Annotated in this window: 24 protein-coding genes; 7 read left to right on the top strand and 17 right to left on the bottom strand. The window is 51.9% G+C overall.

Translation table 11 applies throughout. The features are described 5' to 3' along the window. Window positions 1–223: 223 nt before the first annotated feature. Window positions 224–1,018, bottom strand: a complete 795-nt coding sequence (locus tag ACR0B5_RS22130; protein ID WP_170556650.1) for an SdiA-regulated domain-containing protein — start codon at window positions 1,016–1,018, stop codon at window positions 224–226. A 354-nt stretch (window positions 1,019–1,372) separates the two neighbouring features. Here ACR0B5_RS22130 and ACR0B5_RS22125 point away from each other — a divergent pair, with 354 nt between their 5' ends. Beyond that, entirely contained in the window at window positions 1,373–2,131 is a 759-nt protein-coding gene (locus ACR0B5_RS22125) for a DUF4956 domain-containing protein (protein WP_170465773.1), read from the top strand. Here the strand turns inward: ACR0B5_RS22125 and ACR0B5_RS22120 are convergent, their stop codons facing one another. The 9 genes from ACR0B5_RS22120 to ACR0B5_RS22080 form a co-directional block, all read right to left on the bottom strand. Then, window positions 2,132–3,001 (bottom strand): metallophosphoesterase, encoded by an 870-nt coding sequence (locus tag ACR0B5_RS22120; protein WP_170747443.1) that lies wholly within the window; start codon window positions 2,999–3,001, stop codon window positions 2,132–2,134. Between the two features lie 61 nt (window positions 3,002–3,062). Then, the gene (locus tag ACR0B5_RS22115) at window positions 3,063–4,496 is read right to left on the bottom strand and encodes a hypothetical protein (RefSeq protein ID WP_480543485.1); all 1,434 of its coding nucleotides are present in this window, start codon (window positions 4,494–4,496) and stop codon (window positions 3,063–3,065) included. 19 nt (window positions 4,497–4,515) lie between these two features. Then, window positions 4,516–5,160, bottom strand: a complete 645-nt coding sequence (locus ACR0B5_RS22110) for a hypothetical protein (protein ID WP_480543483.1) — start codon at window positions 5,158–5,160, stop codon at window positions 4,516–4,518. Between the two features lie 120 nt (window positions 5,161–5,280). After that, window positions 5,281–5,454 (bottom strand): hypothetical protein, encoded by a 174-nt coding sequence (locus ACR0B5_RS22105; RefSeq protein ID WP_170355752.1) that lies wholly within the window; start codon window positions 5,452–5,454, stop codon window positions 5,281–5,283. A 400-nt stretch (window positions 5,455–5,854) separates the two neighbouring features. Further along, window positions 5,855–6,469: a hypothetical protein gene (locus ACR0B5_RS22100; RefSeq protein WP_170662707.1), complete on the bottom strand. Its 615-nt coding sequence runs from the start codon at window positions 6,467–6,469 to the stop codon at window positions 5,855–5,857. A 55-nt stretch (window positions 6,470–6,524) separates the two neighbouring features. Further along, window positions 6,525–6,824, bottom strand: a complete 300-nt coding sequence (locus tag ACR0B5_RS22095) for a hypothetical protein (protein ID WP_170662709.1) — start codon at window positions 6,822–6,824, stop codon at window positions 6,525–6,527. A gap of 363 nt (window positions 6,825–7,187) precedes the next feature. Further along, entirely contained in the window at window positions 7,188–7,487 is a 300-nt protein-coding gene (locus ACR0B5_RS22090) for a hypothetical protein (RefSeq protein WP_170556642.1), read from the bottom strand. Between the two features lie 535 nt (window positions 7,488–8,022). Continuing rightward, window positions 8,023–8,367, bottom strand: coding sequence for a potassium channel family protein (locus ACR0B5_RS22085; protein ID WP_170556641.1), 345 nt, complete (start codon window positions 8,365–8,367; stop codon window positions 8,023–8,025). 130 nt (window positions 8,368–8,497) lie between these two features. Further along, on the bottom strand, window positions 8,498–9,451 hold the full coding sequence (locus ACR0B5_RS22080) for a helix-turn-helix domain-containing protein (protein WP_170556640.1): 954 nt from the start codon (window positions 9,449–9,451) through the stop codon (window positions 8,498–8,500). A 78-nt stretch (window positions 9,452–9,529) separates the two neighbouring features. Here ACR0B5_RS22080 and ACR0B5_RS22075 point away from each other — a divergent pair, with 78 nt between their 5' ends. The 4 genes from ACR0B5_RS22075 to ACR0B5_RS22060 all read left to right on the top strand — a co-directional run bounded on the left by ACR0B5_RS22075 (window position 9,530) and on the right by ACR0B5_RS22060 (window position 14,308). After that, window positions 9,530–10,867 carry a metal-dependent hydrolase family protein gene (locus tag ACR0B5_RS22075; protein WP_170556639.1) on the top strand — a complete coding sequence of 446 codons (1,338 nt, stop codon included), beginning with the start codon at window positions 9,530–9,532 and terminating at the stop codon, window positions 10,865–10,867. 152 nt (window positions 10,868–11,019) lie between these two features. Continuing rightward, complete coding sequence (locus ACR0B5_RS22070; RefSeq protein ID WP_480543481.1) at window positions 11,020–11,781, top strand: DUF3299 domain-containing protein; 762 nt, start codon at window positions 11,020–11,022, stop codon at window positions 11,779–11,781. 743 nt (window positions 11,782–12,524) lie between these two features. Next, entirely contained in the window at window positions 12,525–13,718 is a 1,194-nt protein-coding gene (locus ACR0B5_RS22065) for an oxidoreductase (protein WP_480543479.1), read from the top strand. Window positions 13,719–13,810: 92 nt separating this feature from the next. Continuing rightward, complete coding sequence (locus ACR0B5_RS22060; protein ID WP_170556637.1) at window positions 13,811–14,308, top strand: GNAT family N-acetyltransferase; 498 nt, start codon at window positions 13,811–13,813, stop codon at window positions 14,306–14,308. Here ACR0B5_RS22060 and ACR0B5_RS22055 read toward each other — a convergent pair whose 3' ends face one another. The 3 genes from ACR0B5_RS22055 to ACR0B5_RS22045 all read right to left on the bottom strand — a co-directional run bounded on the left by ACR0B5_RS22055 (window position 14,309) and on the right by ACR0B5_RS22045 (window position 17,315). Beyond that, window positions 14,309–14,800, bottom strand: a complete 492-nt coding sequence (locus ACR0B5_RS22055) for a DUF6653 family protein (RefSeq protein WP_480543476.1) — start codon at window positions 14,798–14,800, stop codon at window positions 14,309–14,311. A 76-nt stretch (window positions 14,801–14,876) separates the two neighbouring features. Next, a complete protein-coding gene (locus ACR0B5_RS22050) occupies window positions 14,877–16,058 on the bottom strand; it encodes a flavin-containing monooxygenase (protein WP_170662713.1) in 1,182 nt (393 codons plus the stop codon). 174 nt (window positions 16,059–16,232) lie between these two features. Next, entirely contained in the window at window positions 16,233–17,315 is a 1,083-nt protein-coding gene (locus ACR0B5_RS22045) for a class I SAM-dependent methyltransferase (protein WP_480543474.1), read from the bottom strand. Window positions 17,316–17,429: 114 nt separating this feature from the next. Here ACR0B5_RS22045 and ACR0B5_RS22040 point away from each other — a divergent pair, with 114 nt between their 5' ends. Then, complete coding sequence (locus tag ACR0B5_RS22040) at window positions 17,430–18,458, top strand: helix-turn-helix domain-containing protein (protein ID WP_170662717.1); 1,029 nt, start codon at window positions 17,430–17,432, stop codon at window positions 18,456–18,458. Between the two features lie 322 nt (window positions 18,459–18,780). Here the strand turns inward: ACR0B5_RS22040 and ACR0B5_RS22035 are convergent, their stop codons facing one another. The 3 genes from ACR0B5_RS22035 to ACR0B5_RS22025 all read right to left on the bottom strand — a co-directional run bounded on the left by ACR0B5_RS22035 (window position 18,781) and on the right by ACR0B5_RS22025 (window position 20,260). After that, entirely contained in the window at window positions 18,781–19,425 is a 645-nt protein-coding gene (locus tag ACR0B5_RS22035; RefSeq protein ID WP_170556632.1) for a methyltransferase domain-containing protein, read from the bottom strand. Then, the gene (locus ACR0B5_RS22030; RefSeq protein ID WP_170662719.1) at window positions 19,412–19,780 is read right to left on the bottom strand and encodes an MFS transporter; all 369 of its coding nucleotides are present in this window, start codon (window positions 19,778–19,780) and stop codon (window positions 19,412–19,414) included. The genes ACR0B5_RS22035 and ACR0B5_RS22030 overlap by 14 nt, the downstream gene beginning before the upstream one ends. A gap of 72 nt (window positions 19,781–19,852) precedes the next feature. After that, complete coding sequence (locus ACR0B5_RS22025; protein ID WP_170556630.1) at window positions 19,853–20,260, bottom strand: RidA family protein; 408 nt, start codon at window positions 20,258–20,260, stop codon at window positions 19,853–19,855. 56 nt (window positions 20,261–20,316) lie between these two features. On the opposite strand from ACR0B5_RS22025, the gene ACR0B5_RS22020 reads away from it, so the two are divergent. Further along, a complete protein-coding gene (locus tag ACR0B5_RS22020; RefSeq protein ID WP_480543471.1) occupies window positions 20,317–21,276 on the top strand; it encodes a LysR family transcriptional regulator in 960 nt (319 codons plus the stop codon). Window positions 21,277–21,385: 109 nt separating this feature from the next. On the opposite strand, the gene ACR0B5_RS22015 is transcribed toward ACR0B5_RS22020, so the two are convergent. Next, window positions 21,386–21,568 carry a DUF1993 family protein gene (locus ACR0B5_RS22015; RefSeq protein WP_170662722.1) on the bottom strand — a complete coding sequence of 61 codons (183 nt, stop codon included), beginning with the start codon at window positions 21,566–21,568 and terminating at the stop codon, window positions 21,386–21,388. Between the last annotated feature and the right edge of the window lie 700 nt (window positions 21,569–22,268).

Here is a 22,268-nt window from a genome sequence, read left to right as displayed (position 1 = left end):
CCGCGACTATCGGGCGACGCTACTTTTTGGCGTCGTCTGACATTTTTTCGGTGTCCGCTTCGGGCTCGGTACGGCCATTCGCCGCTTTTCGCATCGGTGGCCGCTCGCAGCCCAAACCGGACATTCGAAACTGGGATTCGCAACTCCCGAGATGCGGGAAGAGGTGGCCATTTCCTTTTTGTACAATTGAATGCGACAAGCCAATGCGAGTTTGTTTCGGGAATCAAACTTGCGGTAAGACAAATGCGTAGAGGCGTGACTTTTTTCCATCATCGGTCAAGATGTATAGAACGCCACCACTTTCATCCAAAGCTATCCCCTCAGGGTTCTTCACTTCCTTTACTTCATCCTTTTTGGAGTAAATTAAGTCGATAGTTTTGACCGTCAGAACTTCAGGATCAAAAACGAATATTCGGCGCCCTTCATCGCTGAGTATCCATAAAGACTTGGTCTCGCCGGACCAGGCGATCCCGCTGATGTCTAATTCGTCATCGTCGGCACGAGATGAAACAAAACCAGCTTCAGCCGTTAATGGAACTACTCCAATAATTTCATCAATTTCCGAGGAAATGACGAGCAGAAGCCTTGGCTGGCCCTCAATGACTACGAATACTTGCCCAGAGTCTTGATCTACAGTGATCCCTTCCGGTCCCTTGTTCAAAGGGTTCTCAGCAAGCATTTCCGCAACTTTGCCGTAGCCCCTGAGTGAAGAAAGTGGAGTAGAATTGACTTTGATTGGGTCCGTAGGTTGGACCGTTACAATAGATCGGTCAGTTTCTTGTAACAGCAATACAGACCCATCATTTCTTCCAGCGACACCTTCCAAGTCTGCACCTAGATGTTCTGGAAGTTTGAACGAATTCTTTAGCTCTCCATCTACTCCCAGAAGGTGCAGCTTCGATGCTTCATCGCTTACTGCCCACAAGAATCCATGAACACTGGAAAGCGACAATCCGGATGGCTCAGAAAAGCCCTCTGATTTGTCTGCCACTTTGTAAGACTCAATAAGTTCCAACATATCAGTCTGCGCTCTCACTGGGCTGGTTAACGCCAAAGTGTTGGCGACCACAGCAAGGCTCGCGCAAATTACCTTCGCTACTCTTCGTTTGTGCCGGTCATTTGACTGGTTCATTCGAGATAAATCTGCGCTTGTGTGGATCTGGTTCATATTCGATCAAAAATCGATGTTGTCCAACCTAACACAGTATTTTGCGGAAGTATGATGTTTGATCCCGCAAGGCTTTACCGAATGTAAATTCATAGGGTTGAATTAGTTTATGGGCGTGCGACTTGGTCGAGAGGTGTGGAGTGTTTGCTTCAAGTTACGCACTTTGGAGCGACTATTCGACGGTACAGCGGGAGGGAAAGACTTTTGAGTAAGCTGTTTTCAATAGCATCGGTCCTTTCGGCCGTGCTTTTGCCTAGTATTGGCTATTCTCAAATTGATCCTGCTTCCTTGCTCGCAGGAACGTCCGAATCAGAGATAGTGATTGAAAGAGGCTGGACTCAGTTCCGCGGCAAGCAGGAACTCTACTTTTTCACGCTAGACGTCATTGTAACGATCATTTTGACCGCTTTGATTGTTTATCATCCCGTTCGACGTAAAGCACGCCGAAGTGTCAGCGATCTGGTTATGCCCAGACTGTTCTTCCTTTACGCGCTAATTGGAATGGCTGTGGGATTCCTGGTAGTCCAGCACGGGTCAATGATTGGGTTCGTTATTTTTGGCATCGGCGCGTTGCTCAGGTTCCGCTCCAATCTGGATGATCCGGTCGATACAGTCGAAATGATAATCGTAACGGTTCTTGGTCTTGCCGTCGGTTTGGGCTTACCGCTGATGGCCACTCTGGTGGCGATTGTGTGTTGGTGCTTCATTTGGCTCGGAGGGCGAAACAAGGGCGTGGAAGTTTCGCTCAAGGCTTCGGATGAAGAACACTCATTGAAAGTCAGCCGAGACATTGAAGCCATGGCCGCAGACGCTGGCTGGAAGCTTGTCAGAAAACACCACGTCCCAGGAAAATCTCGCGTTTCGTTGCTTTTCATCACCTCGGGAGGACTTTCAGAAGCCCGGATAGAAGAGATGGTAAACGATCTGGTCCCAGAAAAAGTCGAACTGAAACTCAACCTCTAGTCATTTCACAAGGTCTAATCGTTTCAAAACAGCATTCGGAGATCTGATCTCTTTCGGGAGCGACTTGAAGTTTACCGACCTTTCGAAATCAGGCCCTCGATATACTGCTATCCCAAACTCTCCGTTCGGCTGGAACTTAACATGAGTGAAGCTGTGAGGTGATCTGGCGCTATCGCCAATAAGCCGACGCGGACCACCTCCCAAACAAGCTTGAGAGACGTAGGCCACACCGTCTTTCCAACCGGGATAGAAGGCATGATGGTGGCCTGACAGGTGCAGAACGACACCGCTTTCCAGGTAGATTTTCTCAAGTGTTGAGTCACCGATGATTTCGCGTTCGCGCTGGATCGCGAAGGGCCAAAGCGGAAGATGACTGAAAGTCACAATCGGGTCTCCATTTGCACCCAGTTCCACAAGTCGGTCCTGTTGATCACCGGATAGCGGCCCTAAGGTCGTAGCATCCAAAGATGCAAACGTTACGCCCTGCATCTCAAACGCGTAGAAGAACGGGTAGTCATCCGAAACCAGGAAGTCGACGTCTGGTTTTCTTGGTTCCCATTCTTCTGCGTATATTTTTCTTTCACGCTCGAACCCACGGTACGCAGAGGCATCATGGTTCCCGGGCGTGACCGCAAATGGAATGCCGGCAGCCTCTAAAGGGTCTGATACGGCCTCGTGAAACGCCTTCCACATCTCCCTGACCTGTTTGTCGGATAAGTTGGGGATGCGCTGTCCCGCAACCATATCTCCGGTCGAAATAACCAAATCGGGATCAATCTCGACTATCCGCTCAATCGCTTTGTCGACGCGGGCATCGTATCTTACCGAACCATAGCTTCCGTTCAGATCCGATATGACGATAACATCCAATGCCACCGCTTTGCAGGCGATCAGAGCGATCCAAATGAACGCCGTAAAAAGGGTGGAAAGCTTACGGGGCATTACAGTCCACTGCCTCTACCTCGGTGTCGTTTCTCAAAAAGAATGTGACAGGATCCAAGTCGAACTTTAAATCACCATTAGAACAATTGTCCTGGAGAATGGACGTTGCCAGCTCGGTGTTTTTCACAACTTGGGCAATCTGACTGTCTGACAACCCAAAGCTTTGCGACAACCAGCCGTAGACGGGACCTTGAGATTGAAGATCATTATTCAAAGCAACCAAGCGCCGGTAGGTGCTTGGAGAGAAGTGCCGCATTTTCTCCAGCATTTGAGTAGATTTCGAGTAGTTGGCATACTCGACCCGCCCCCCAGCATCGTTGTCGTTTAGATTGCTTCGACGGATCAAAAGCGCGTGGGCAGGAACATCTCCATCCTTTGGCTGATGGTGCTTCGCTTTCTTATGCTTCAGCTTTCCGTCTTCGACCCAATACCAATAGGGTGTGAAGTCTATGTTTCCTACGCGGTCCTGCTGGCTAAAGATGAAGTCGAGGAGAACAATTTCGGAGAGTTCTTGCATCCAAAATGCCATCTGTTGGTCGCTGACATCGGGACCGAGATCCTTGTTGATCATCCGGTCTTTTCTGCCTTCTCCGACGCCCTCTGCGATTGCCTCTGACAATGGTTTTGAAGACCGCAAAGCCAAGAAAGCGGGGGTTTCCTGAAAATCGCGGTTCTGACCTTTCCCCCAACCAGATTTACGGGTGCCGTTGATTTCCGAGCCGTATCGATGCCCAGGGCTATCAAGCAGCACACCATATATTTGCGTTCGATCTGCGGTGAACAGATCGTCGGTTGGCTGGTATGAGTTCGGGTCAGCATCCGCAGCTGCGAAGACCCGCCAGCCTTCGTGGTTCATGCGCCCGCCATGAGAGCCACCAGAAATCGCAAGGCCGGGCTCTGCGACTTCGGAGAAATGCGCCTGGGCGTCCATGCTACGCCAAACGGCGACTGGAACTTTGACAGTCGCGTCGAAATATCTGGAGAAATGATAGTAAAGCAGTGAAGACGTGGAAAACGTTCCACTGGTGCCTTTTTGGTTCATGGTGGACTTGAATTTAGCCACCCTGTCCATGGCCAGATCTTTTGCTGCCTTCCCCTCTTTGCAAGCGTTTCTCTCGAATTCAGAACGGTTCCCCATGTAAGGTCCTTCCGAAATATTGTAGACGGCCATTCCTGGGCTGGTGCTCCAGGTTTTCGGGCAAATGGCAATTTCGGAGGCATAGAAATCGATCTCGCAATAGGCAGTTTCTTCTTCAAGATCGCTGTTCTTGTACTCGCCCGTTGGAACTTTTTCGATCCGAATACAGCGTTCCATAACACCATTGGGACTATCAAATGTCGTGGCTTCACCTAGAACATCGTCGTTCGCCCACAAGACAGTGGGTGCAATGAGAGCAAGTGACCCCAGAAGATTGAACTTCATTTGGATAGTCCTCCCGGTATCATTTAGGGCAAATCGCTGCCTGTTGTTCGGTGGAGATTTTCAACTTGGGGTCAACACTAAAGTTGGAGAATTTTGAGTCGATCCACTGGTCGCACCCGCCTGAACATGGGGCCCCATTTCGGGCATCATTCCAATATTCCTTGGCCCTTTCTTCTGTCCAACCGCAAAACTGAACGAGCGCCATCGCCGACAATGCACCTGAGGAATGAACCCCCCACATACAGTGCACCAGAACAGGGCCCTTTCCAGGGTTTTCAATCACCTCGTGTATGGAAGCCATAACAGTACCGGGTCGGGAGGATCTGGCACTTTGATAGTCAAGGGACCCGTTTCCACAACTGGTGCGACCGTATTCGGTGTTTTTGCCAAAGTCGGCATAAAAACCGGTTGAAAACCCTTCATTGCACAGAGTTTCGCGTTGACCTTCACTCAGGCCAGTTCGATCCTTGTCGCCGCCCTTGAAACCGGATCGATACAACACTCCGCTTAAGACTGGGCGAAAGAAAGCGACACCATCAACGCCTCCGTCACCCCCCTTTGAAAGCATTTGACTGTTGGTTGGACCGCCATTTCGACTGGTCACGTCAGAGTTCGCAGCGGTTGCGAGAAAACCAATGAATATGAGGGACGCAAAAAACCGCATGCCAACTCCTTTCTATTCTTGAACCTCTGATGCCCAAACCTTTGCGACCTGATAGTCTCTCGGAAAGGCTAATTCACGACGACCATATCAAGTGGGCAGTTAGCTTTCCGCTGTGGAACTTTAAATAGGCCACACCAGATTGATGATAACGACGACCACGAAGTAGGCTAGAAAAACTTTCCAATTCCATTGGTGCTTGTTTTCTTCGTTGATCACGCCAGCCGATTTCAATGCCAGGTTAGTGATGATCAAGGCGACTACGATGACCGCCGCGTGTGCCAGGTCGAAATGCAAGTTTGAGCTCCTTCTTCAAGATTTGGGATTGATGGAAATTTGTCAGCAGTCACCTGATGGCAGCATAGCTACTTCTGAGTACCTTCCCTCAGACGTCGTAATCCGAGCACATGAACCAGTATCCTTGTTAAACCAGTACGAGGTCAGACCTTCACTTCGGATGAGTTCAAATCCGAGACTTTGGATGCCCATTTCAGCTTGGCCCGCTCTTGCCCCTTCAAATGACGAAAGATCGCTAGCGCTGCCCACAGTTGGTGCACTTGCATCCACCGATCCGTCACTCTCGTCGCATGCTGCAAGCGCAGCAGTACACGCCGTGCCGATCACCAACAGGAACTTGGATTTCATCTGTTTTTCCTAGCTTCTTTGGGAATACATTTCCGGGTTTCTGGTTGATCACCTATTCAATTCCGAAAATTACGTTGTAGTCGACGGAAGAGTTGCTGCGATTGATAACCTCCACAACATGATCACCAGATTGCCAAAGCTGCCCTCGATACTCCTTGTCCGCCGACATCAATCCCAACAGTTCAGAACCATCGGGGTTGCGAATAACGTAGCCCAAGGAGCCATTTCGCGGAGCAACGCGGACGTAAAGAAACTGTTCGTTTTTGGCACCCAGAACGTATTGCTGCGACGCTCCGGGCGCGAGTTCACCGACGAGTTCTGCGCCAGTTGAACCAGCATCAAATTTGACACGTTGGCTACTAGTAGATCCGGCTGCGCCTGCCATGGCTCCTCCTCCATCATCCATCGCCTCGACAACCGACATCTCGCCGATGCTTCCATCCTTGTACGCGATGCAGCGCCAAAGTGTTCCGCCTGCGTCTCGCAGCATTACGAGCGTACCAGCTTCCGAGAACTGAGAGCTTTCAATCGTACCTGATTGACCGTCTGGTCCACCAACCTGACGCAAATGGTCGATACAAGCGTCGTCAGCTTCTGACATCGCAAATGCAGCTGTGCCCGCGATTGCGAACATGGGTGTGAGGAGCTTGAGTAAAATGAGTTTCATCAGATGGTTCCCTATTGGCTTGTCCTTACAGTTTTGTTCCGTGCAAAGCGGAACCTCACTTCGCTTCTCGTAACTTTGACAGAAATTCATCGCATGCCTGCGCGCTGCCGACGATCTCGCCCGTCGTTTCAATTCCTTGCATTGACGCCATCTCGGAATTCACGCGATTCAGGATCTGGTCCGCTTGCTCGGCGGTGATCAGGTTTTCGGCTTGTGCTCCTTTCAATGTGGAGCAGACACCGGCGGACAAGCCTGTCGCAACGCCGACACCTACCGCGGCCCCGCCACCCAAGGTCATCGCCCCGACCACGCCGAGGACGAGCCCGACCACAATGCCCAAGATCACTTTTCCCATGTTTTCCTCCCTTTTGGTGAGACAGAGCTCCGCCTTCACTATTGGCGCAAACTGCGTGCCCATCTGCAAATCAAGACCAGCACTGACAGGTTGAGCACAGGCGCAATCGCCGCAAACCACGGTTTGGCCGACTCCGAGACCAAGTCCGCTACAAGTATCCAAGGTAGTCCCAACGGTAGAAGGAACACTCCGGACAAAGGGTCTCGTTCCTGTCCCAACCAGCCAAATGTGCCCGTCAAGAATGCAACCAACGCCAACAGGTACAGGACCGCGAATACGATGATGGTGGTTCTACAAACCAAGTCGAGCCTCAGCAGATCAAGCCAGTGCTGCGCAGCCGTTTTCAGCTACGCAGCAGACAGGTCACAATGCGCCTTCGTCGCCCAGGAATTCGATACCAGCTGTCGCGCCATCACTGTAAGCAATGCAATTCCAAGGAGCACGATCCTCGCCAACGCCGACTGTAACCTGTGTTCCCGCCTCGCTAAACGCGGATGAGAGCACCACGACTTGCGAATTGTTCGTCGTGTTGGCTACGTCCCGCAAACATGCTTGCTGGGCAGGAGTCAGTTCTGCTGATGCAGTCGAGCTGCCAGTATCTTCACATGCTGCAACTGTCAGCGCTCCTAACACCAAAGCAATGGGCTTCCAAATTTTCTTCATTGTCGTTCCCTCTATGGTTCCAACTAATACTTGGCCAAAGATGCAATACAAAATCAACTATTTGATTGTGTCGAAGTTTCTGCGCAATAGCAGGTGCTAAACGGAAATGATCTCTTTCGATGGCGAGATTCTTTCTGGCGGAAGGTCCATTCAAGCTTCCGTTTTGGGCTCGAACCATACCGTATCTGAAGCACTCTCGAATGACGTTAACGCGGACAATGCTGCCGTCGGATGTCGAAAGATAGATGACCTCTCGCAGCCCAAAACGGACTTGGAATGCAAGAATTTGCAATTCTGGCTTAGCGGACAGAAGCTGGCGTTACCAAACCGAAGAAACAACTGAGACTGACCTGCCCGAAGACAGGCCAGCACCAGCTCCTTAAGCCTGTCTAGAAGCAGTAATTCGTTACTCGGAATTAAAGCTGCTAGAAGTCTAACGTTAACCACAGAGTGGGCATCATCGTCATACTTCCCAAAAAAATTGTGCCGAAGATGGGAAAACCTCGAGAAGGTCGGAAGCATGTTTCGTCAATCTCTAACCCTCTGACGACTTTTTCTCATCGTAGTCCCTAAGAAGGGCATGTGTGAATTGTACAAACAGTGTGATGAAAACTCCGACGCCTACAAAAATATACAACACGGTAAAGAGTTTTCCTGTGTCGGTTACGGGCGTTAGATCGCTGAGGCCGACGGTAGAAATAGTGGTTGCACTGAAATACAGCGCGTCCACCCAAGACCACCCCTCGACGCTGACATAAAACAAAGTTCCAGAGAGCAACAAGAGTATTGCAAGGATGAGCGCGCCTCGGAACCTAGGGCTACTCCACGAGCGGACAATCGCTTTTAAGAGCCTGAAGAAATTCAAATAAAGTGAAAACATTCCGCTTTCCCATCCCTAGTTCTGTTTAGTAGATGGTCGGGGTGACATTCCAATCCGTCAAGGCAACTCTGCTGTGTCGTACCCGCTATTGGTATTCAACGTCCTTCGACAGAACGAAAAAGGCAACTGGTCAAATGGGTGCAAAACACTTAGTTTGCTCTGAAGGTAGAACTCCATAAACACTTTTGTACAGGCTGCCAAATCGTCCCAGATCGGTGAATCCGTGAGCAAGCGCCACTTGCTTCACCATGGGTTTTGGCTTGGACGCCTGTACAAGTTTATCATGGACACTGGCCAATCTTTGAAGGGCAAAAAACCTTGCTGGTGTTTCACCCGTTACATCGCGAAACGCTGAGATTAATGTTGGGGCGCTTACCTCGGTTGCTCGACACAGATCCGCCACTGATGGCTTATTTGACAAGCCGGATGCGTAGTACTCTCTTGCTTTTGAGACCAAACCTTCTTTTTGAGACCAAGTCGCTTTGTTTGCACTCCCACTATTCACAGACATGGCAAAAATAATGGCCATCGTCCTTGTAAGACGCCCCTCCAATTCACTTTGCGTAGATTGACCATCGGTTAGGTTCAATATGCAGTTTAGTGTTCGTACCAATGTTGCGTGGCAATCAGAAGGCATATTCACAATGACCGTTGGTCCGTATAAATCTGATGCGTCTCTGCCGGAAAAAAGTTGAACTTCTTCGAGAAATCGTTGCAGGGGCACGCGACCACAAATAGAAAGTCGATTGCTAGCAATTACCTCGGTTTCTGAAGCAGTAAAATTAAAAAAAACGGATTTATCTTCCAACTGAGCGCCGCCGACCGTCCAAGACTCTGATGAGCAGATTGGAACAGTAAAGTTAGCAAAGTCTTCGTTTTGTAAAGTTCGTACCAGTGCTTTGGGCAGAAAGCGAACCCTAGACAAACGAGAGTGTCCTAACCGAGCGCCGTGAATTTGACCTTCGTCAGATCCCCTTCCCAATTGTATCACGTCACCATTAAAAACCGCACCCGACATAGCTTCTCGTACGGTTGCAGTGAAAAGCTCAGGTTTCCCTTCACCCAACTCCTTAAAAAAGTTCATATCGATTTTCCTCGGTGCATTGGCTCCAATCGGTACATTCAAGAAATCGAAGTCTGTGATATTCCTAAGGTGAGAGATATGCGCAAAATTTTATTTTCAACTTTCAGCGTGATAATCTCGGGTATGCTGGCGCCGCTGGTGAGCGCACAAGAGGATCCTGCAAAGACTCTCATAACCAATGTTCACATATTTGACGGGGTAAACGAAACGCGCATCGAGAATGCTAACGTTTTAATCGAAGATAATTTGATAACGGCTGTTTCCTCCGACCCAATCGAAGCCGAAAACGCGGTTGTGATTGACGGTGGCGGTCGCACGATGATCCCAGGTTTGATCGACGTCCATTGGCATACGACATATGCCTACACTCCTGCATCCGTTCTAATGTTGAATCAAGGCGACATGTCGGAAGTGGCCATTCGCAGTATGAAGGGGGCAGAAGAGACCTTAATGCGTGGGTTCACCACCGTTAGAGACCCCGGCGGAAATCCTTTTACGATCAAGAAACTGATTGACGCTGGTGAATACCCCGGTCATCGCATTTTGCCTTCCGGACCCTTCATGAGCCAAACGTCAGGCCATGCCGACTTTCACACGCTGCTTGAAAACCCAAGAAACTCCAACTCGGAACTGAGCTATTGGGAAAAAAACATGATGGCGATGATTTCTGACGGTGTACCTGAAGTCAGAAAGAGAACCAGAGAAATCCTCAAGTTTGGTGCTACTCAGGTCAAAATCACGACGGGTGGTGGTGTCTCTTCCCAATACGATCCGCTGGATGTGAGCGAGTATTCGGTCGACGAAATTCGTGCGGTAGTCGAAGAGGCAACGAACTTTAACACCTATGTTTTGGCGCATGTGATGACAGACAGAGGTATCCGTACCTCAATAGAAAACGGCGTGATGAGCATTGAGCACGGCTTCTTCGCATCAAGAGAAACACTGGAATTGATGAAGGAAAAAGGCGCTTGGCTCAGTCCTCAAGCGATGTTTGAGGCCGATATGGTTTGGGACAGCCCAGTTAGCGCAAAAAAGTGGAAACAGGTGACTGATGCTGTAGACGCGCTGTACCCAATGGCCGTCGAAATTGGCGTTAATCTCGCCTTTGGCACCGATCAACTCATGGATCCATCAAAGGCGTATCAACAGAGCGAATATCTTGTGAGGTTGGGAACTTGGATGACTCCTTATCAAGCGCTCAAGATAGCGACCTCTGAAAATGCCCGCCTAATGGAAATGAGTGGCCCCCGTCATCCCTACCAAGAAGGTCCACTCGGAGTTATCAAGGATGGCGCATACGCTGATCTGATCCTCGTGGACGGCAACCCGCTTGAAAACTTGGAGCTTGTAGGGGACCCACAAGAAAACTTCGACCTGATTATGAAGGACGGCGTCATCTATAAAAACGAGCTTTGAACTGCGTTTCGCTTGAAGCCCAGGTATCCATTAATGCCTTAAGCTGGCAGTTGATGACGAATTGACCAACATCCAAGTGTCCATACGGTTGAAAGGGACAAGTCATGAAGATTTGGAGAATAGTCTGTGTTGCCTCTTTGATTTCAACGTCGTTGTCCGCAGAAATCGCTGAGTTAGACTGGAACCAATTGATTGATGAAGAATCTCAGGAATACGTAGATCCTTTCAAAGAACTGACACCTGACCAGCTTAGTAATCTTGTTGAAGTCGTCCGACTAAAGCTCAGACTGGATAGTGGAGCCCATTCCGAAGATGTCCGCAAAAGTCTTGAAGCGAAAATTCTGGAAAATGAGACGCCGCTGCAAAAGGCTGGAATCGACATTGATTGGTTGATTGAACAACGATGGGTCGTTGCAGAGCGACGAAAGAAAGCCGCCACGGCTGGTAATCCAGAAATTGACGGAAAAGTCGTAAAGCTGGCGGGTTATGCGATACCCGCACCACCGGACCCTGATGGTACAAACGTCGCTTACTTGGTTCCGGAGAGAGGTATGTGCAGCCATACACCTCCACCGAACCCAAACCAGCTTATTCGTGTTCGATTGCCGGAAGATTGGTATCCAGAACGCTTTCACGAGCCAGTTCGTCTTACAGGGATAGTTTCTATTTCGCCGTCAGAGAGGACGATGAATTTCGTGGATGGGTTCGTTCCAATGAGAGCAACGTATTCATTTGAAGCTCAGTATGTAGAGGCAGGAGATGATCTCCCAGCCTATGGTTGGAAGTTCACTGACGCGGATGAGGTCAACGGTCCAAGCGCCACTGGAAAATTAGGTTCCGGGGCTGCAAAATTTGACGCGTCAAAATTGGCAAACTTTCGAGCCAAAGCTGCGCGTGAAGCAAATTCGAATTAAAAGTCGCCTGTCTTAAGCATATGGAAGCCAGTGTGTTGCGTGCTCAGACTATGGATAAAACAGAATGTCATGCAGCAATACTTAAATGAAATTGCTCAATACGATTACCGATCTGGCGCCCACCAAGCAATGAAGTGCTACTTGAAGTGCAGTCTGTGGCTGTGCAAAGTCAGCTTTCTGCGCACAGCGGTCATTAGAGCTTCGCGCGACGGCGAACTGGAGTTTGGTCCCACAGAGCTGCCTTAGGGGAATGCAAACCCGCAGCGATTTAGTTTCCAATAGGAGAGTAGATTGGAACAAGTGAGCGCCACTACAACGGTGTTCTCCTGATAATTCACATTATGTTAATTATATTTGATTATCTGTTATAACTAGTTTGAAGCCCGGCTTTTTTTGACAACAATATCTTAGGGCTCAATTCGGACGTTGAAAGAATTCCCCTTGATGTCTGTTGTGCGGACTTTGCGGCCATCCACATTCTAACTCCAAAGGACCGCAGTCAGCCCAAACCAGACATTCAAATGAGTGCTTGCAATCCCCAAGTAGTGCAAGAATTCAACAGCTCAGTTTTGAAGTCCCTGTTTACCCTATGTCTATCTTCAGTAGTGAACCTGGTGTCCTATTCCCGAAACTTCAAAGTTGTCCGATTCACCTCGGTTCTTTCTGATACAGACGTTGAATCTCTATCAATAAAGCGATCCAATTGATCGACTTTCTTCACCGATGGATAGACGGGCACCAGTATGAGCATGCGAGATCACCAACTGCTGGCACGCGAATTGGAGCTGCCTTGCGGCGTTGTATTGAAAAACCGAATTGCCAAGTCCGCGATGTCGGACTCCCTTGGAGATGGGCGAGGAGATCCGACAAACCAACAGATCAGCCTGTACAGGCAATGGGCCGAAGGTGGGTTGGCGTTGGCGATCATTGGTGAGGTTCAAGGCAATCCCAGCAAAGCCGAGAAGCCGGGCAACTTGGTGCTGAGACACGATGCAGACCTGCCTCAGTTTCAACGCCTTGCCGAGGCGGGATCAAAAAAGGGTGCACAGCTTTGGCTTCAACTTGGTGATGCTGGGGCGATGGCGCACCCCCCGATCAGTACGCCAAAAGGTCCGAGTGCGCTTGAAGTGGGCCCACTAAAATGTGGTGCCCTTTCTCTGGAAGAGATCAAACGATACCCATCAGACTTCGCACGCACAGCTCTTCTTGCGAAGCAATCAGGGTTTGGCGGTGTTCAAATTCACGCCGCACACGGGTTCCTGCTCAGCCAATTCCTGACCCCGCTTTTCAACAAAAGAGAGGATGAGTATGGCGGTTCCATCGAAAACCGAATGCGTCTGATTATCGAGGTTATCTCCGAAGTTCGCCAGCAAGTTGGCCCAGGTTTTCCTATCGGGATCAAGCTCAACGCCTCAGACCAGTTACAAGGTGGGCTCAGCGAAGAGGACGCTCTAAAGGTCGTCGCTGCGCTGAACGAAACAAGCCTTGATCTCATCGACATCAGTGGCGGTACTTACTTTCCCGGTGCGCGGGCCGCTTCTGATGCCGCCGGAAAAGGCCCTTACTTTGTCGACTTCGCACGCCGCGCTCGCTGTTTGACATCAAAGCCCCTGATGCTCACAGGTGGGTTCAAGGTCTACGAACAGGCCATAGATGCCCTTTCTGTTGGTGTCGATTTAATCGGGCTGGCGCGCGCGCTTGTTCTTGATCCATCACTCCCAACCCGTTGGCTGGAAGGCGACAAACAAGCCCCCGCTTTCCCAAGGTTCCAAGATCCACCGGAAGGCGGTGTGACGGCCTGGTACACCATGCGGTTGACCGAACTTGCCGAAGCTCGGAATTTGTCTGGCCCTGAATGCCTGCCTGAGGCAATGCGCGCCTACCAGGAGCGAGATGCCGCGCGCGTGAAAACCTGGAACGCCCGCTTCAAAGTTTGACTGACACACATCAGTCGTGTTGGGTCTCGAGCTTACGAACAACGATGGCTGGTGCCTTTGACTGACTGAATGAACTTATCGAAGTGATCGCTATGATTGAAACTGAACGCCTGTTCCTTCGCAAACCGCAAACCGATGACCTAGCTGGCTGGACGAGCTTTTTTACCTCAGAACGCGCTCGGTTCGTCGGTGGAGGCAAAGGCAAGACCGATCTTGCCTGGCGTGTCTTTGCAGTTTTTCTTGGGCATTGGGCGCTTCATCAAACGGGTCCCTTTGTAATCTGCCGCAAAGACACTCAAAAAGCGATTGGTATGGCTGGTCCATGGTATCCAAACGGATGGCCCGAGAAGGAGCTCACATGGTCTATTTGGTCGACTGAAGACGAGGGCCAGGGTTTTGCTGCGGAGGCTGTGACCGCGCTTAGCACTCATGCTCATAAAGACCTGAAATGGTCGCGGGCTGTAAGCTACATTGACCCGGACAACACAGCATCAATTCGACTGGCTGAGCGGATCGGATGCGTGTTGGATGCGAGTGCCCCAACGCCCGATGACGATCCAACACTGGTCTATGTTCACCCAATGGAATAGCTAACGCGTCGTGCCGAACCCACCCGTATCCTCGAAAAGCCAGACCATTCGATCCAGGAACCAGAGCTTACCGCCCATCACTGCAATGAGACCTGCAACAACTGGCCAAGGCTCCATGACCCAGAGCCCCCATGTGAGTGGTATCAGACCAAGACCACTAGCAGCTGCAAGAAAATGAGGCATCCGCCTGTGACGTTTTGGGATAGGGTCGGTTTTGCGGGCGATCCATGTGCGTTCGCCCAAGACACCCTTGGACATCCAATTATCGAGACTTTTCGGTTTTGGGAATGCACGCGGGTTCCACCATGTCCAAAAACAAACCAGCGCTAGCGGCAAAAGGGACCACCATTCAAGCCAAGCGCGGCTCCAGATGGCAACAACAAAAAGCGGAGGTATCGTGATGCGGCTCCATCCGCTCCAGGGGTTTGCATGACGCTCCCAAACCTCATCCGACATGGACATAAGGCGTTCTGAAAAAGTGTTCCGGGTCATGTTCATACCTCGAAAAGCGAATGAGCGATGGCGGCAATGATTTCGCGTTCACCGCCAACGCGTCCATCGCTTGCGACTATGCAACAAGCTTGGCCTGAGGCGAAGGCTGATCGCGTACCGGCGTCTCGGCCTCGGACAGAATACCGTTTCCGATCCGTTGGGCACCTTTTGCGGCTGAATAGAAGAAACCTTGGAACTCGGGCCTAAATCCGTTGAACCAAAGCCCCGGCAAGGCGGGAACATGTTCACCCGTCGGATACTTGGGAATGCCGACCTCGTTCAGAACGCCCAGATGACCGAGCATTGGTTCCAATGCAGTTTTGTAGCCCGTGGCGCAAATCACTACATCCGGTTCAAATGTACGGTGGCAATCAAATGAGACACGATCATACCAAAACTCCGTAACTTCGCCGACAACCTTGAACCGACCATTTTTGATCGCCGCCACGAAGCCATCGTCAATTGCGAAGGCGGTGCCGTCGGTGGCCAAACGTGTTCCCCCTCCCATTGAATGCGACGTAAGGCCATACTTCCTCAGATCGCCAAAGAACAAACGCTGCGTCAATGCAAAGGCCGGATCAACCATCCAAAGCGGCATGGCCGCAAAAAGATGGGCCGCGCGGTGCAGCGGGAAGCCAAAGACACGTTGCGGCGCAATGCAAGGGCCATGGCGAACAGAGATACGAACATCTTTGGGCTTGTGCCGCGCGAGATGGTTCAGCAAGTCGCCGCCAGAGTTGCCCGCACCAACAACAAGGACTTTCTTTCCATCATATTGGGAGACGTCGCCAAGGTTGGCGGCATGGATGACTTTTCCTTTGAAACGCTGCAAACCGCGCCAGTTGGGAATATGAGGACTTCGGTCACGTCCAGTGGCAATCACCACGTTTGAGGCATCAAAGATGCGGCTGCCAGCCGTCACTCGCCACCCATTGGATGTCTGATCAACGCCCGACACAAGAACTCCGGTCTCAATGCAATCCCGAAGATCAAACGCATAGTCTTCGAGATATTGAACAAGCGTGTCACGCTTCAAATACGCTCCGTCCGTGCGCGGTGCCGGTTTGCCGGGCAGTGCAGCGAATTTGCGATGAACATTCAGCCGAAGCGCCGGGTGACGCTGCTGCCAGTTCCAGGCAACGCGGTCAGATGCATCCAAGACGGTTACGGGGATACCCCGGTTCCGCAAGACATGCGCCGTGGCGAGGCCGGTCAAACCGGCCCCTATTATGAGTGTGTGTTTGTCCCAATGTTTCATTGCCAATGTCCTATCGAGATCGGTGCAACACCCCATCGGACAGACCGTCGATCAAGCCGATGTCCCGTTGGATGCTTCTTGGAAGATTTGTGACGATGGGTTTCTTGCTCACGTCGAAGAGACGCTGAAAAATGCGCGTAATCATAAGATGTTCCTCAGATGAATCGATCAATCCTAGCGTCGCGCGACGAAGTAGGCGTTGACCTGATCATGAGGAAGCCGGTGCATCTGCACATCCGCAAACCCAGCTTCTGCGAGAAACTCCTGAGCGGTTTCAACACCCCACATCGTCCCAAGGCCCGGACCACCCTGGCCTATTGAAATCGGCGTGCAGTGCATCAGCGAGATGGTGAACAACAGCGGTGCGAGCGGGTTTTCCATGTTAGTGACAAGGTCGCGAGAACCGCCGATGTCCTGCATCAGGAATACGCCGCCTTCGTTTAACGAATTGTGGATTGTCTTCACGAGACCAAGTGGATCTTTTTGATCGTGAACGGCATCAAAGCCGGTTACGAGATCAAACGCTCCAAGCGTTGTAACCGTACTCAGGTCCAGCGTTTTGAAGGACAGGTTTTCCATCCCATCCTTGATTGCCTGAACCCGCGACTCCGCAAATGCATCCTCACAAAGGTCTATCCCAGTGAATGTGCTGTTCGGAAATGTTTCGGCCATTTTGAGGAGAGCACGACCACCGCCACATGCGACATCAACAACATCGATGCCGTCTTGCAAGCGCTCGATCAGACCGGGAACAATGGGCAGGATGTTGTCGGTCAGAGACATGACGGTGGTTTGGAAGCTGTCTTCCGCCATAACTTCGTGGAAGCGTAGAAAGTGGTCGTAATGAAGTCCGTCACCGCTCACAAAACGCTCGATCATCTGCTCTTCAACCGAAGCCGCCACACCGACGAACTGGCTGGTTACCGCTAGGTTGTTTGGAGCGGCAGTGCGCGTCAGGAATGCGGCATGCTCAGAAGGGAGGGAGTAGGTTTGCGCCTTTGGCTGGTAGTCAACGATGCGCGAGGTCACCATGACAGCCAGCCACTCCCGCACGTAGCGCTCGGAAAGACCTGCGGACGCAGCTAGGCCCTCAGAACGGCTCGGAGGTAGAGCCGCCATGGCATCGAATAGGCCGACGCGGTGGCCGAGTGAAATCATGATCGAGGTCGCAGCGTTGGTGATTGTACCGACAAGTTGACCTGCGAAGGCTTCAGCACGCTCAGCGTCAAAGTCGGCGGGCAAGGAAAGATCGTTCATTTGTGTCTCCGTATTTGAATGCGCAAAAGCGCTCAGCTAGAGACCAGTTGCATAATACCAACGAGTCGGTTTAGCCTTCACTTCGACAAAAACGGTTTAAATCGGACACCAGGAATGCCAAAATCATTTGAAACAGTTGTTGTAGGACTTCCTTGGGCAGGAACTTCAACCGTCTACGCTATCCTGGATGTGCTTGCGTCCGTGGGCCGGGATTGGGCCATGTTACATGGTGAGCAGATGCATCCATCCCCATTCCGGGCGCGTCTTTGCACCCCGGATGGCACTGCTTACCGCGATTTGAATGGCCGCTTGATCACCCCGGAGTCCGTGCTGCCCAATCCCTCACAAACTGATCTTGTCATCGTGCCCGACCTGCATCTCGACCCGTGGAAGCCTCTTCCAGTGGAGTTGAAGCCAATAGCGGATTGGGCCGCTCAAGTGCATGAAGCGGGTGGTATTGTGACTTCAGTTTGCTCCGGTGCATTGCTGCTCGGATTGAGTGGGCTACTCAATGGCGTTGATGCGACAACCCACTGGGCTTACTCGGAACGGCTTGCCAAAGAGTTTGAGGGAGTGCGTGTTCGCCGTGAGCGGGTTTTGATACCGGCTGGCGACGGGCATCGGATTGTGACTGCTGGCGGAGCCTCTGCCTGGGCCGACCTTGTCCTTTACCTCATCGCGCATCTTGTTGGGTGCGAAGAAGCCCGTCGCATTGCCAAGCTCTATCTCATCGAACCACATTCCCAGGGTCAGATGGGCTTTGCATCCTTGTCTGCCAGTCGACAACACTCGGACGCCGTGGTCGGTGATCTGCAAAGCTGGATCGCAGTCAACTATGAGCACTCCAACCCGGTACAGGAAATGGCACGCAGGGCCGGTATGACCGAGCGCACATTGCTGCGTCGCTTTCGGACCGCAACAGGTCAGACGCCGAGTGACTACGTGCAAACCGTGCGCGTCGAAGAGGCAAAGCAGGCTCTCGAGACCTCTGATACGTCGATTGACGAGATCGCGGGCGAGGTCGGTTACGCCGAGCCGTCGGCGTTTCGGACAGCGTTCAAGAAACGTGTTGGGTTGAGCGCCAGTGAATACCGCCGAAAGTGGCAGGCAAAACTGAACCATGCTCTTGGGGACGCAATCTGACCTCTGTTCCAGCTTTGTGTAAGGCCGTCCACTGAATTATGCAAAGTTCGCTTTCTGCGCGTTGCCGTAATTGGTGCTTCGCGCAGCATCGGTCAATTTGGGCTCAGGGTTGCCATTCCGTGCAACAAGTTCGATTGATTGGACTCAGCCCTAGGCAGTCACAAAAATTAGACTTCACGGTCTCCTATTTTCCGAACGAAAACGCCGTTGGCGGTCTCAAGGTGAACATCCACCACACCATTTGTTGCAGCTCGATGCAGATATAGCCGCCGCACTTTGCATATGGATTTGGATCTAGTTTTGATGTCCATTCACCTCGTCGTCACGGTGACCTATTCCTCTCCAGAGCAAGTACCGCGTCTGTAACGTCCGCACTTTGACCATCAGGTCCTTTAGCTTCTCGTTGAAAGGGTCCGACAAAGGCCTGACGCCATTCGGTTGGATCAAGGTCTATTTCGGCAAGGCGGTTTTCGGCTGTGATCTCTGGTTCGCTTGGGTTGCTCCATGACCACGGCGCATAGGTTTGGTGCGTAGCGATTAGCAAAAGCCCGGATGGCCGCACCAACGACGCGGCGGCCTGCAAGACTTCCGCGCGCGGAAAGTCGAACGGGGTTTGCAGGAAAAGGGCTGAAACAAGGTCGAAAGAACCCGTCGGTAAGCTTCTGGACAAATCGTGCTGTTCGAACGTGACACGATCCATCACTCCATTTCGAGCGGCGTTTCCTGATGCAATGTCCAGAGCTGCCTTGGAGATGTCGACGCCCAGAACTTGCCAACCTTGCTTCGCCAGCCAAACGACGTCATCTCCTTTGGCGCAGCCCAGATCAAGCGCCTGACCCGGTGCGAGTCCTTCGACGAATTGTTCGAGAATCTTTGACGGAACACCGGATGTTTCAGGTGACGCGTTGCCATAGATCTCCTCCCAAAATTCTACAGGCTTTTTCGATCCGAGATCAGGCAGTTGCATGTCCGTTTTCCTTTGACGTCAGTTTCAATGAGACGAGACTCAGCCCCGCGAAAAGCGCGAACGGCACCCAGAGCGCGACTTTCAAGGCTTCGATGTATGTTGATGCGTCAGGGGTTTTGCCCAACGCGACTACAAATACTTGCCCAACAAGGGCAATGCCCAAGGCTATTCCGATCTGCTGAAAAGCCTGTAGCGCACCAGAACCTGCCCCGGCCTCGGTCTGCGGCACTTCCTTTAGAATCAGTTGGTAGAGAGCCACGGTGGCTGTCCCGACCCCGGCACCGACCAAGACCAAGGGCGCCCAGATCATGAGGAGGGGCACACCGGGGATAACGGCCAGATGCAGCCCAATCATACCGCCAAGCAATGAGACAAGGCCGAGTGTGACACGGCGCTCAAGGAACCGATTGCCTATCGTTGGCGGATGTCAGGCAGCGACTTGCACCACCATCTCCACCTCGATCTGAAGCTCAGGCCCCGCAAGAGCGGTTACTCCAATGCCGGTCAGGCTCGGCATTGCGCCGTTTAGAAAGCGCAGGATGGCGCCCATCGCGATCTCTTGTGTCTCGTGCCGCAGGTCAGTCATGTAGACCCGCATGTGGATGATGTCGTCAGACGTCGCCTGAAGCGCATCGAGCGCTCCTTCCAGGTTCTCGATGACGATAGCAGTCTGCTCAGCTAACGATGTGGGCGTCGGTGTCCCATCAGGTCGCCAAGCCACCTGACCAGATACAAAAGCAAGTGCACCGGTATGCGCGATGGAGATCTGCGAATACCCAACCTTGCTCGCGTCCGGCAACGTCGGAGGGTTCATACGATCAATTGTTGTGGACATGTCTTTCTCCGTTTGTGGTCGGTCTTGGCGAAAGACGTAGGCTTTATAAGTAACGAATGGAGATCGCTTCAGATGCGAATTTTATGCTACAAAAGACCATGATTGGATCGAAAGTGAATGACCTCCTCCTGTTTCTTACGGTCGTCGAGACCGAGAGCTTCGTGGCCGCCGGAAAGATGTTTGGGCTGTCACGATCCACGGCCGGAAAGGCCATCGCGCGACTGGAGGATGGATACGGTGCTCGGCTCTTGAACCGAAGCACGCGCGCAATGGGCCTGACCGAAGAAGGCAAGCGCCTTTATGAACGCGGGCTAGCCATTCGGGAAGCAATCGAGGCCGCCGACGACAGCATCGCTAGTGATAGCGGCGTGCCGCACGGCGTCTTGAGAATAACGGCTCCGGACGCGCTTGGACGAATGCTCTTGCTGCCCACGGTGCGCCGATATCTTGACACCTGGCCTGATACCCAAATCGAAATGTCGCTCTCTGATAGGGTCGACAACATCGTCGAAAAGGGGTTTGACCTTGCAATCCGGATCGGTGTGAGCTCTCCAGATCAAGGCTTCATCACGCGTACGCTTCTCCGGGATGAAGCAGTCTTATGTGCCGCGCCGACCTATTTTAACGAGCGCGATAGACCGCTGAACGTTGAACAGCTTACGCGCCACGATCTGCTTCAGTTCGCAAGCCGGAACGAACGGCAGGGTTGGCATCTGCAAGAAGATGACGGCACTTGGGTTCGCGCTCAGGGGCAAGTCCGTCTCCGTCTCGACAGCGCAGAGGCCCTGCGCGCGACGGCATTGGAAGGCCTTGGCATCGCATTGTTGCCGCAACTTCTGGTCGGCACCGACATTGCAGAGGGTCGTCTTGAGAAGGTCCTGCCACACCTCGACCACGGTCAGCTTCCGATCCTTGCACTTTATCCACACAAACGTCTGCTGGAGCCACGTGTGCGGCGCTTCATCGACATGCTGAGTGAGGATCTCCAGAAGCTTGTTTCCGGCAAAGGGAGTTAGTCCGAGTTTCCAAAGTTCATTGCGATGCGGAACTCTGGAAGAAAGGGCTTCGTGTCGTCGTTCCCTACGTTTTGCGTAAATGAGCGGTCGCAGCCCAAACCTAAGTAACTTAGTATTCGTGCTGCCCATCAAAATCGGCCTTCCCAAGATTGAGTCCGGCGTGGCGTAATCCCGCATACGCCTGGGATAAGTGAAACAGCATGTTTGGAAAGGCAAATACGTGACGATGTCGTGTTGATAGTGGGCATTGTGAAGCTGTTGAGGGCCGAATTTCCGTGTAGCGTCCAGTCATGCTGAAAGTGTCTGATCTATCCCGTCTCCAGAACTTTGAGGAGAGGCGCGGAATCCGATCGGTGCTTACGACGACGATGTATCGGGCCGCTTTGCGAAGCCGGATATCCGTCTGCAATCGTGATCACCGAACCAAGTCAAACCAGACCGTTGCAATCAGGAGGGGTCCATGTCGGTCCACAAATAACGTCGCGCCCACCGGACAAGTTTGAAGGTTTTTACATCGGAGATACAGTCGTCGAGCTGAATCATCATTGTGGATGTGCTGACTTGCAACTGAGAGGAGATGACCATGACGCGTTACTTTGGGCTAGATGTTTCGCACTCACGAACAGCGCCCAAGCCGTACGGGCAGAAAAAGTGGCGTTGGACAATCATCTCCGCGGTATTCTTTTGACCTTTGGCCTGAACATCGGGCGAGTCACGATCGGTCGTTTCGAAGCCCGGTATGCGTCAAATGATCTCTAGCACCGCGGTTCTCACGCTGGCTGCAGAGGCGATTCATCGCCCGCGGCCATTGTTTAGATTGATGTAGTAGCGATCAAATTTGACCAGTCAAATCAATCCGCCCATGTGACCTTGCTAGCCATGGTTTCGTTGCAAAGTTTTAGGTCAGCCAAATAGTTCTGCGATCGCTTCAGTTCAGGTTGCCAACTCGGAGAATTGACGAAACGGGCAGATTCCGGGCGTGAACTGGCCTT

This window comes from Ruegeria sp. AG1, from assembly GCF_056541705.1.
The sequence above is the reverse complement of the archived record's forward strand: the minus strand, read 5'-3'. Positions and strand labels throughout refer to the sequence as shown.

What these genes read in the sequence shown, in the direction of transcription:
- ACR0B5_RS22130 (WP_170556650.1), bottom strand. Translation starts at nt 1,018, where the DNA reads ATGTTGGAACTTATTGAGTCTTACAAAGTGGCAGACAAATCAGAGGGC.
- ACR0B5_RS22115 (WP_480543485.1), bottom strand. Translation starts at nt 4,496, where the DNA reads ATGAAGTTCAATCTTCTGGGGTCACTTGCTCTCATTGCACCCACTGTC.
- ACR0B5_RS22110 (WP_480543483.1), bottom strand. Translation starts at nt 5,160, where the DNA reads ATGCGGTTTTTTGCGTCCCTCATATTCATTGGTTTTCTCGCAACCGCT.
- ACR0B5_RS22100 (WP_170662707.1), bottom strand. Translation starts at nt 6,469, where the DNA reads ATGAAACTCATTTTACTCAAGCTCCTCACACCCATGTTCGCAATCGCG.
- ACR0B5_RS22095 (WP_170662709.1), bottom strand. Translation starts at nt 6,824, where the DNA reads ATGGGAAAAGTGATCTTGGGCATTGTGGTCGGGCTCGTCCTCGGCGTG.
- ACR0B5_RS22090 (WP_170556642.1), bottom strand. Translation starts at nt 7,487, where the DNA reads ATGAAGAAAATTTGGAAGCCCATTGCTTTGGTGTTAGGAGCGCTGACA.
- ACR0B5_RS22085 (WP_170556641.1), bottom strand. Translation starts at nt 8,367, where the DNA reads ATGTTTTCACTTTATTTGAATTTCTTCAGGCTCTTAAAAGCGATTGTC.
- ACR0B5_RS22080 (WP_170556640.1), bottom strand. Translation starts at nt 9,451, where the DNA reads ATGAACTTTTTTAAGGAGTTGGGTGAAGGGAAACCTGAGCTTTTCACT.
- ACR0B5_RS22075 (WP_170556639.1), top strand. Translation starts at nt 9,530, where the DNA reads ATGCGCAAAATTTTATTTTCAACTTTCAGCGTGATAATCTCGGGTATG.
- ACR0B5_RS22065 (WP_480543479.1), top strand. Translation starts at nt 12,525, where the DNA reads ATGAGCATGCGAGATCACCAACTGCTGGCACGCGAATTGGAGCTGCCT.
- ACR0B5_RS22060 (WP_170556637.1), top strand. Translation starts at nt 13,811, where the DNA reads ATGATTGAAACTGAACGCCTGTTCCTTCGCAAACCGCAAACCGATGAC.
- ACR0B5_RS22055 (WP_480543476.1), bottom strand. Translation starts at nt 14,800, where the DNA reads ATGACCCGGAACACTTTTTCAGAACGCCTTATGTCCATGTCGGATGAG.
- ACR0B5_RS22050 (WP_170662713.1), bottom strand. Translation starts at nt 16,058, where the DNA reads ATGAAACATTGGGACAAACACACACTCATAATAGGGGCCGGTTTGACC.
- ACR0B5_RS22045 (WP_480543474.1), bottom strand. Translation starts at nt 17,315, where the DNA reads ATGAACGATCTTTCCTTGCCCGCCGACTTTGACGCTGAGCGTGCTGAA.
- ACR0B5_RS22040 (WP_170662717.1), top strand. Translation starts at nt 17,430, where the DNA reads ATGCCAAAATCATTTGAAACAGTTGTTGTAGGACTTCCTTGGGCAGGA.
- ACR0B5_RS22035 (WP_170556632.1), bottom strand. Translation starts at nt 19,425, where the DNA reads ATGCAACTGCCTGATCTCGGATCGAAAAAGCCTGTAGAATTTTGGGAG.
- ACR0B5_RS22030 (WP_170662719.1), bottom strand. Translation starts at nt 19,780, where the DNA reads ATGATTGGGCTGCATCTGGCCGTTATCCCCGGTGTGCCCCTCCTCATG.
- ACR0B5_RS22025 (WP_170556630.1), bottom strand. Translation starts at nt 20,260, where the DNA reads ATGTCCACAACAATTGATCGTATGAACCCTCCGACGTTGCCGGACGCG.
- ACR0B5_RS22020 (WP_480543471.1), top strand. Translation starts at nt 20,317, where the DNA reads ATGGAGATCGCTTCAGATGCGAATTTTATGCTACAAAAGACCATGATT.
- ACR0B5_RS22015 (WP_170662722.1), bottom strand. Translation starts at nt 21,568, where the DNA reads ATGACTGGACGCTACACGGAAATTCGGCCCTCAACAGCTTCACAATGC.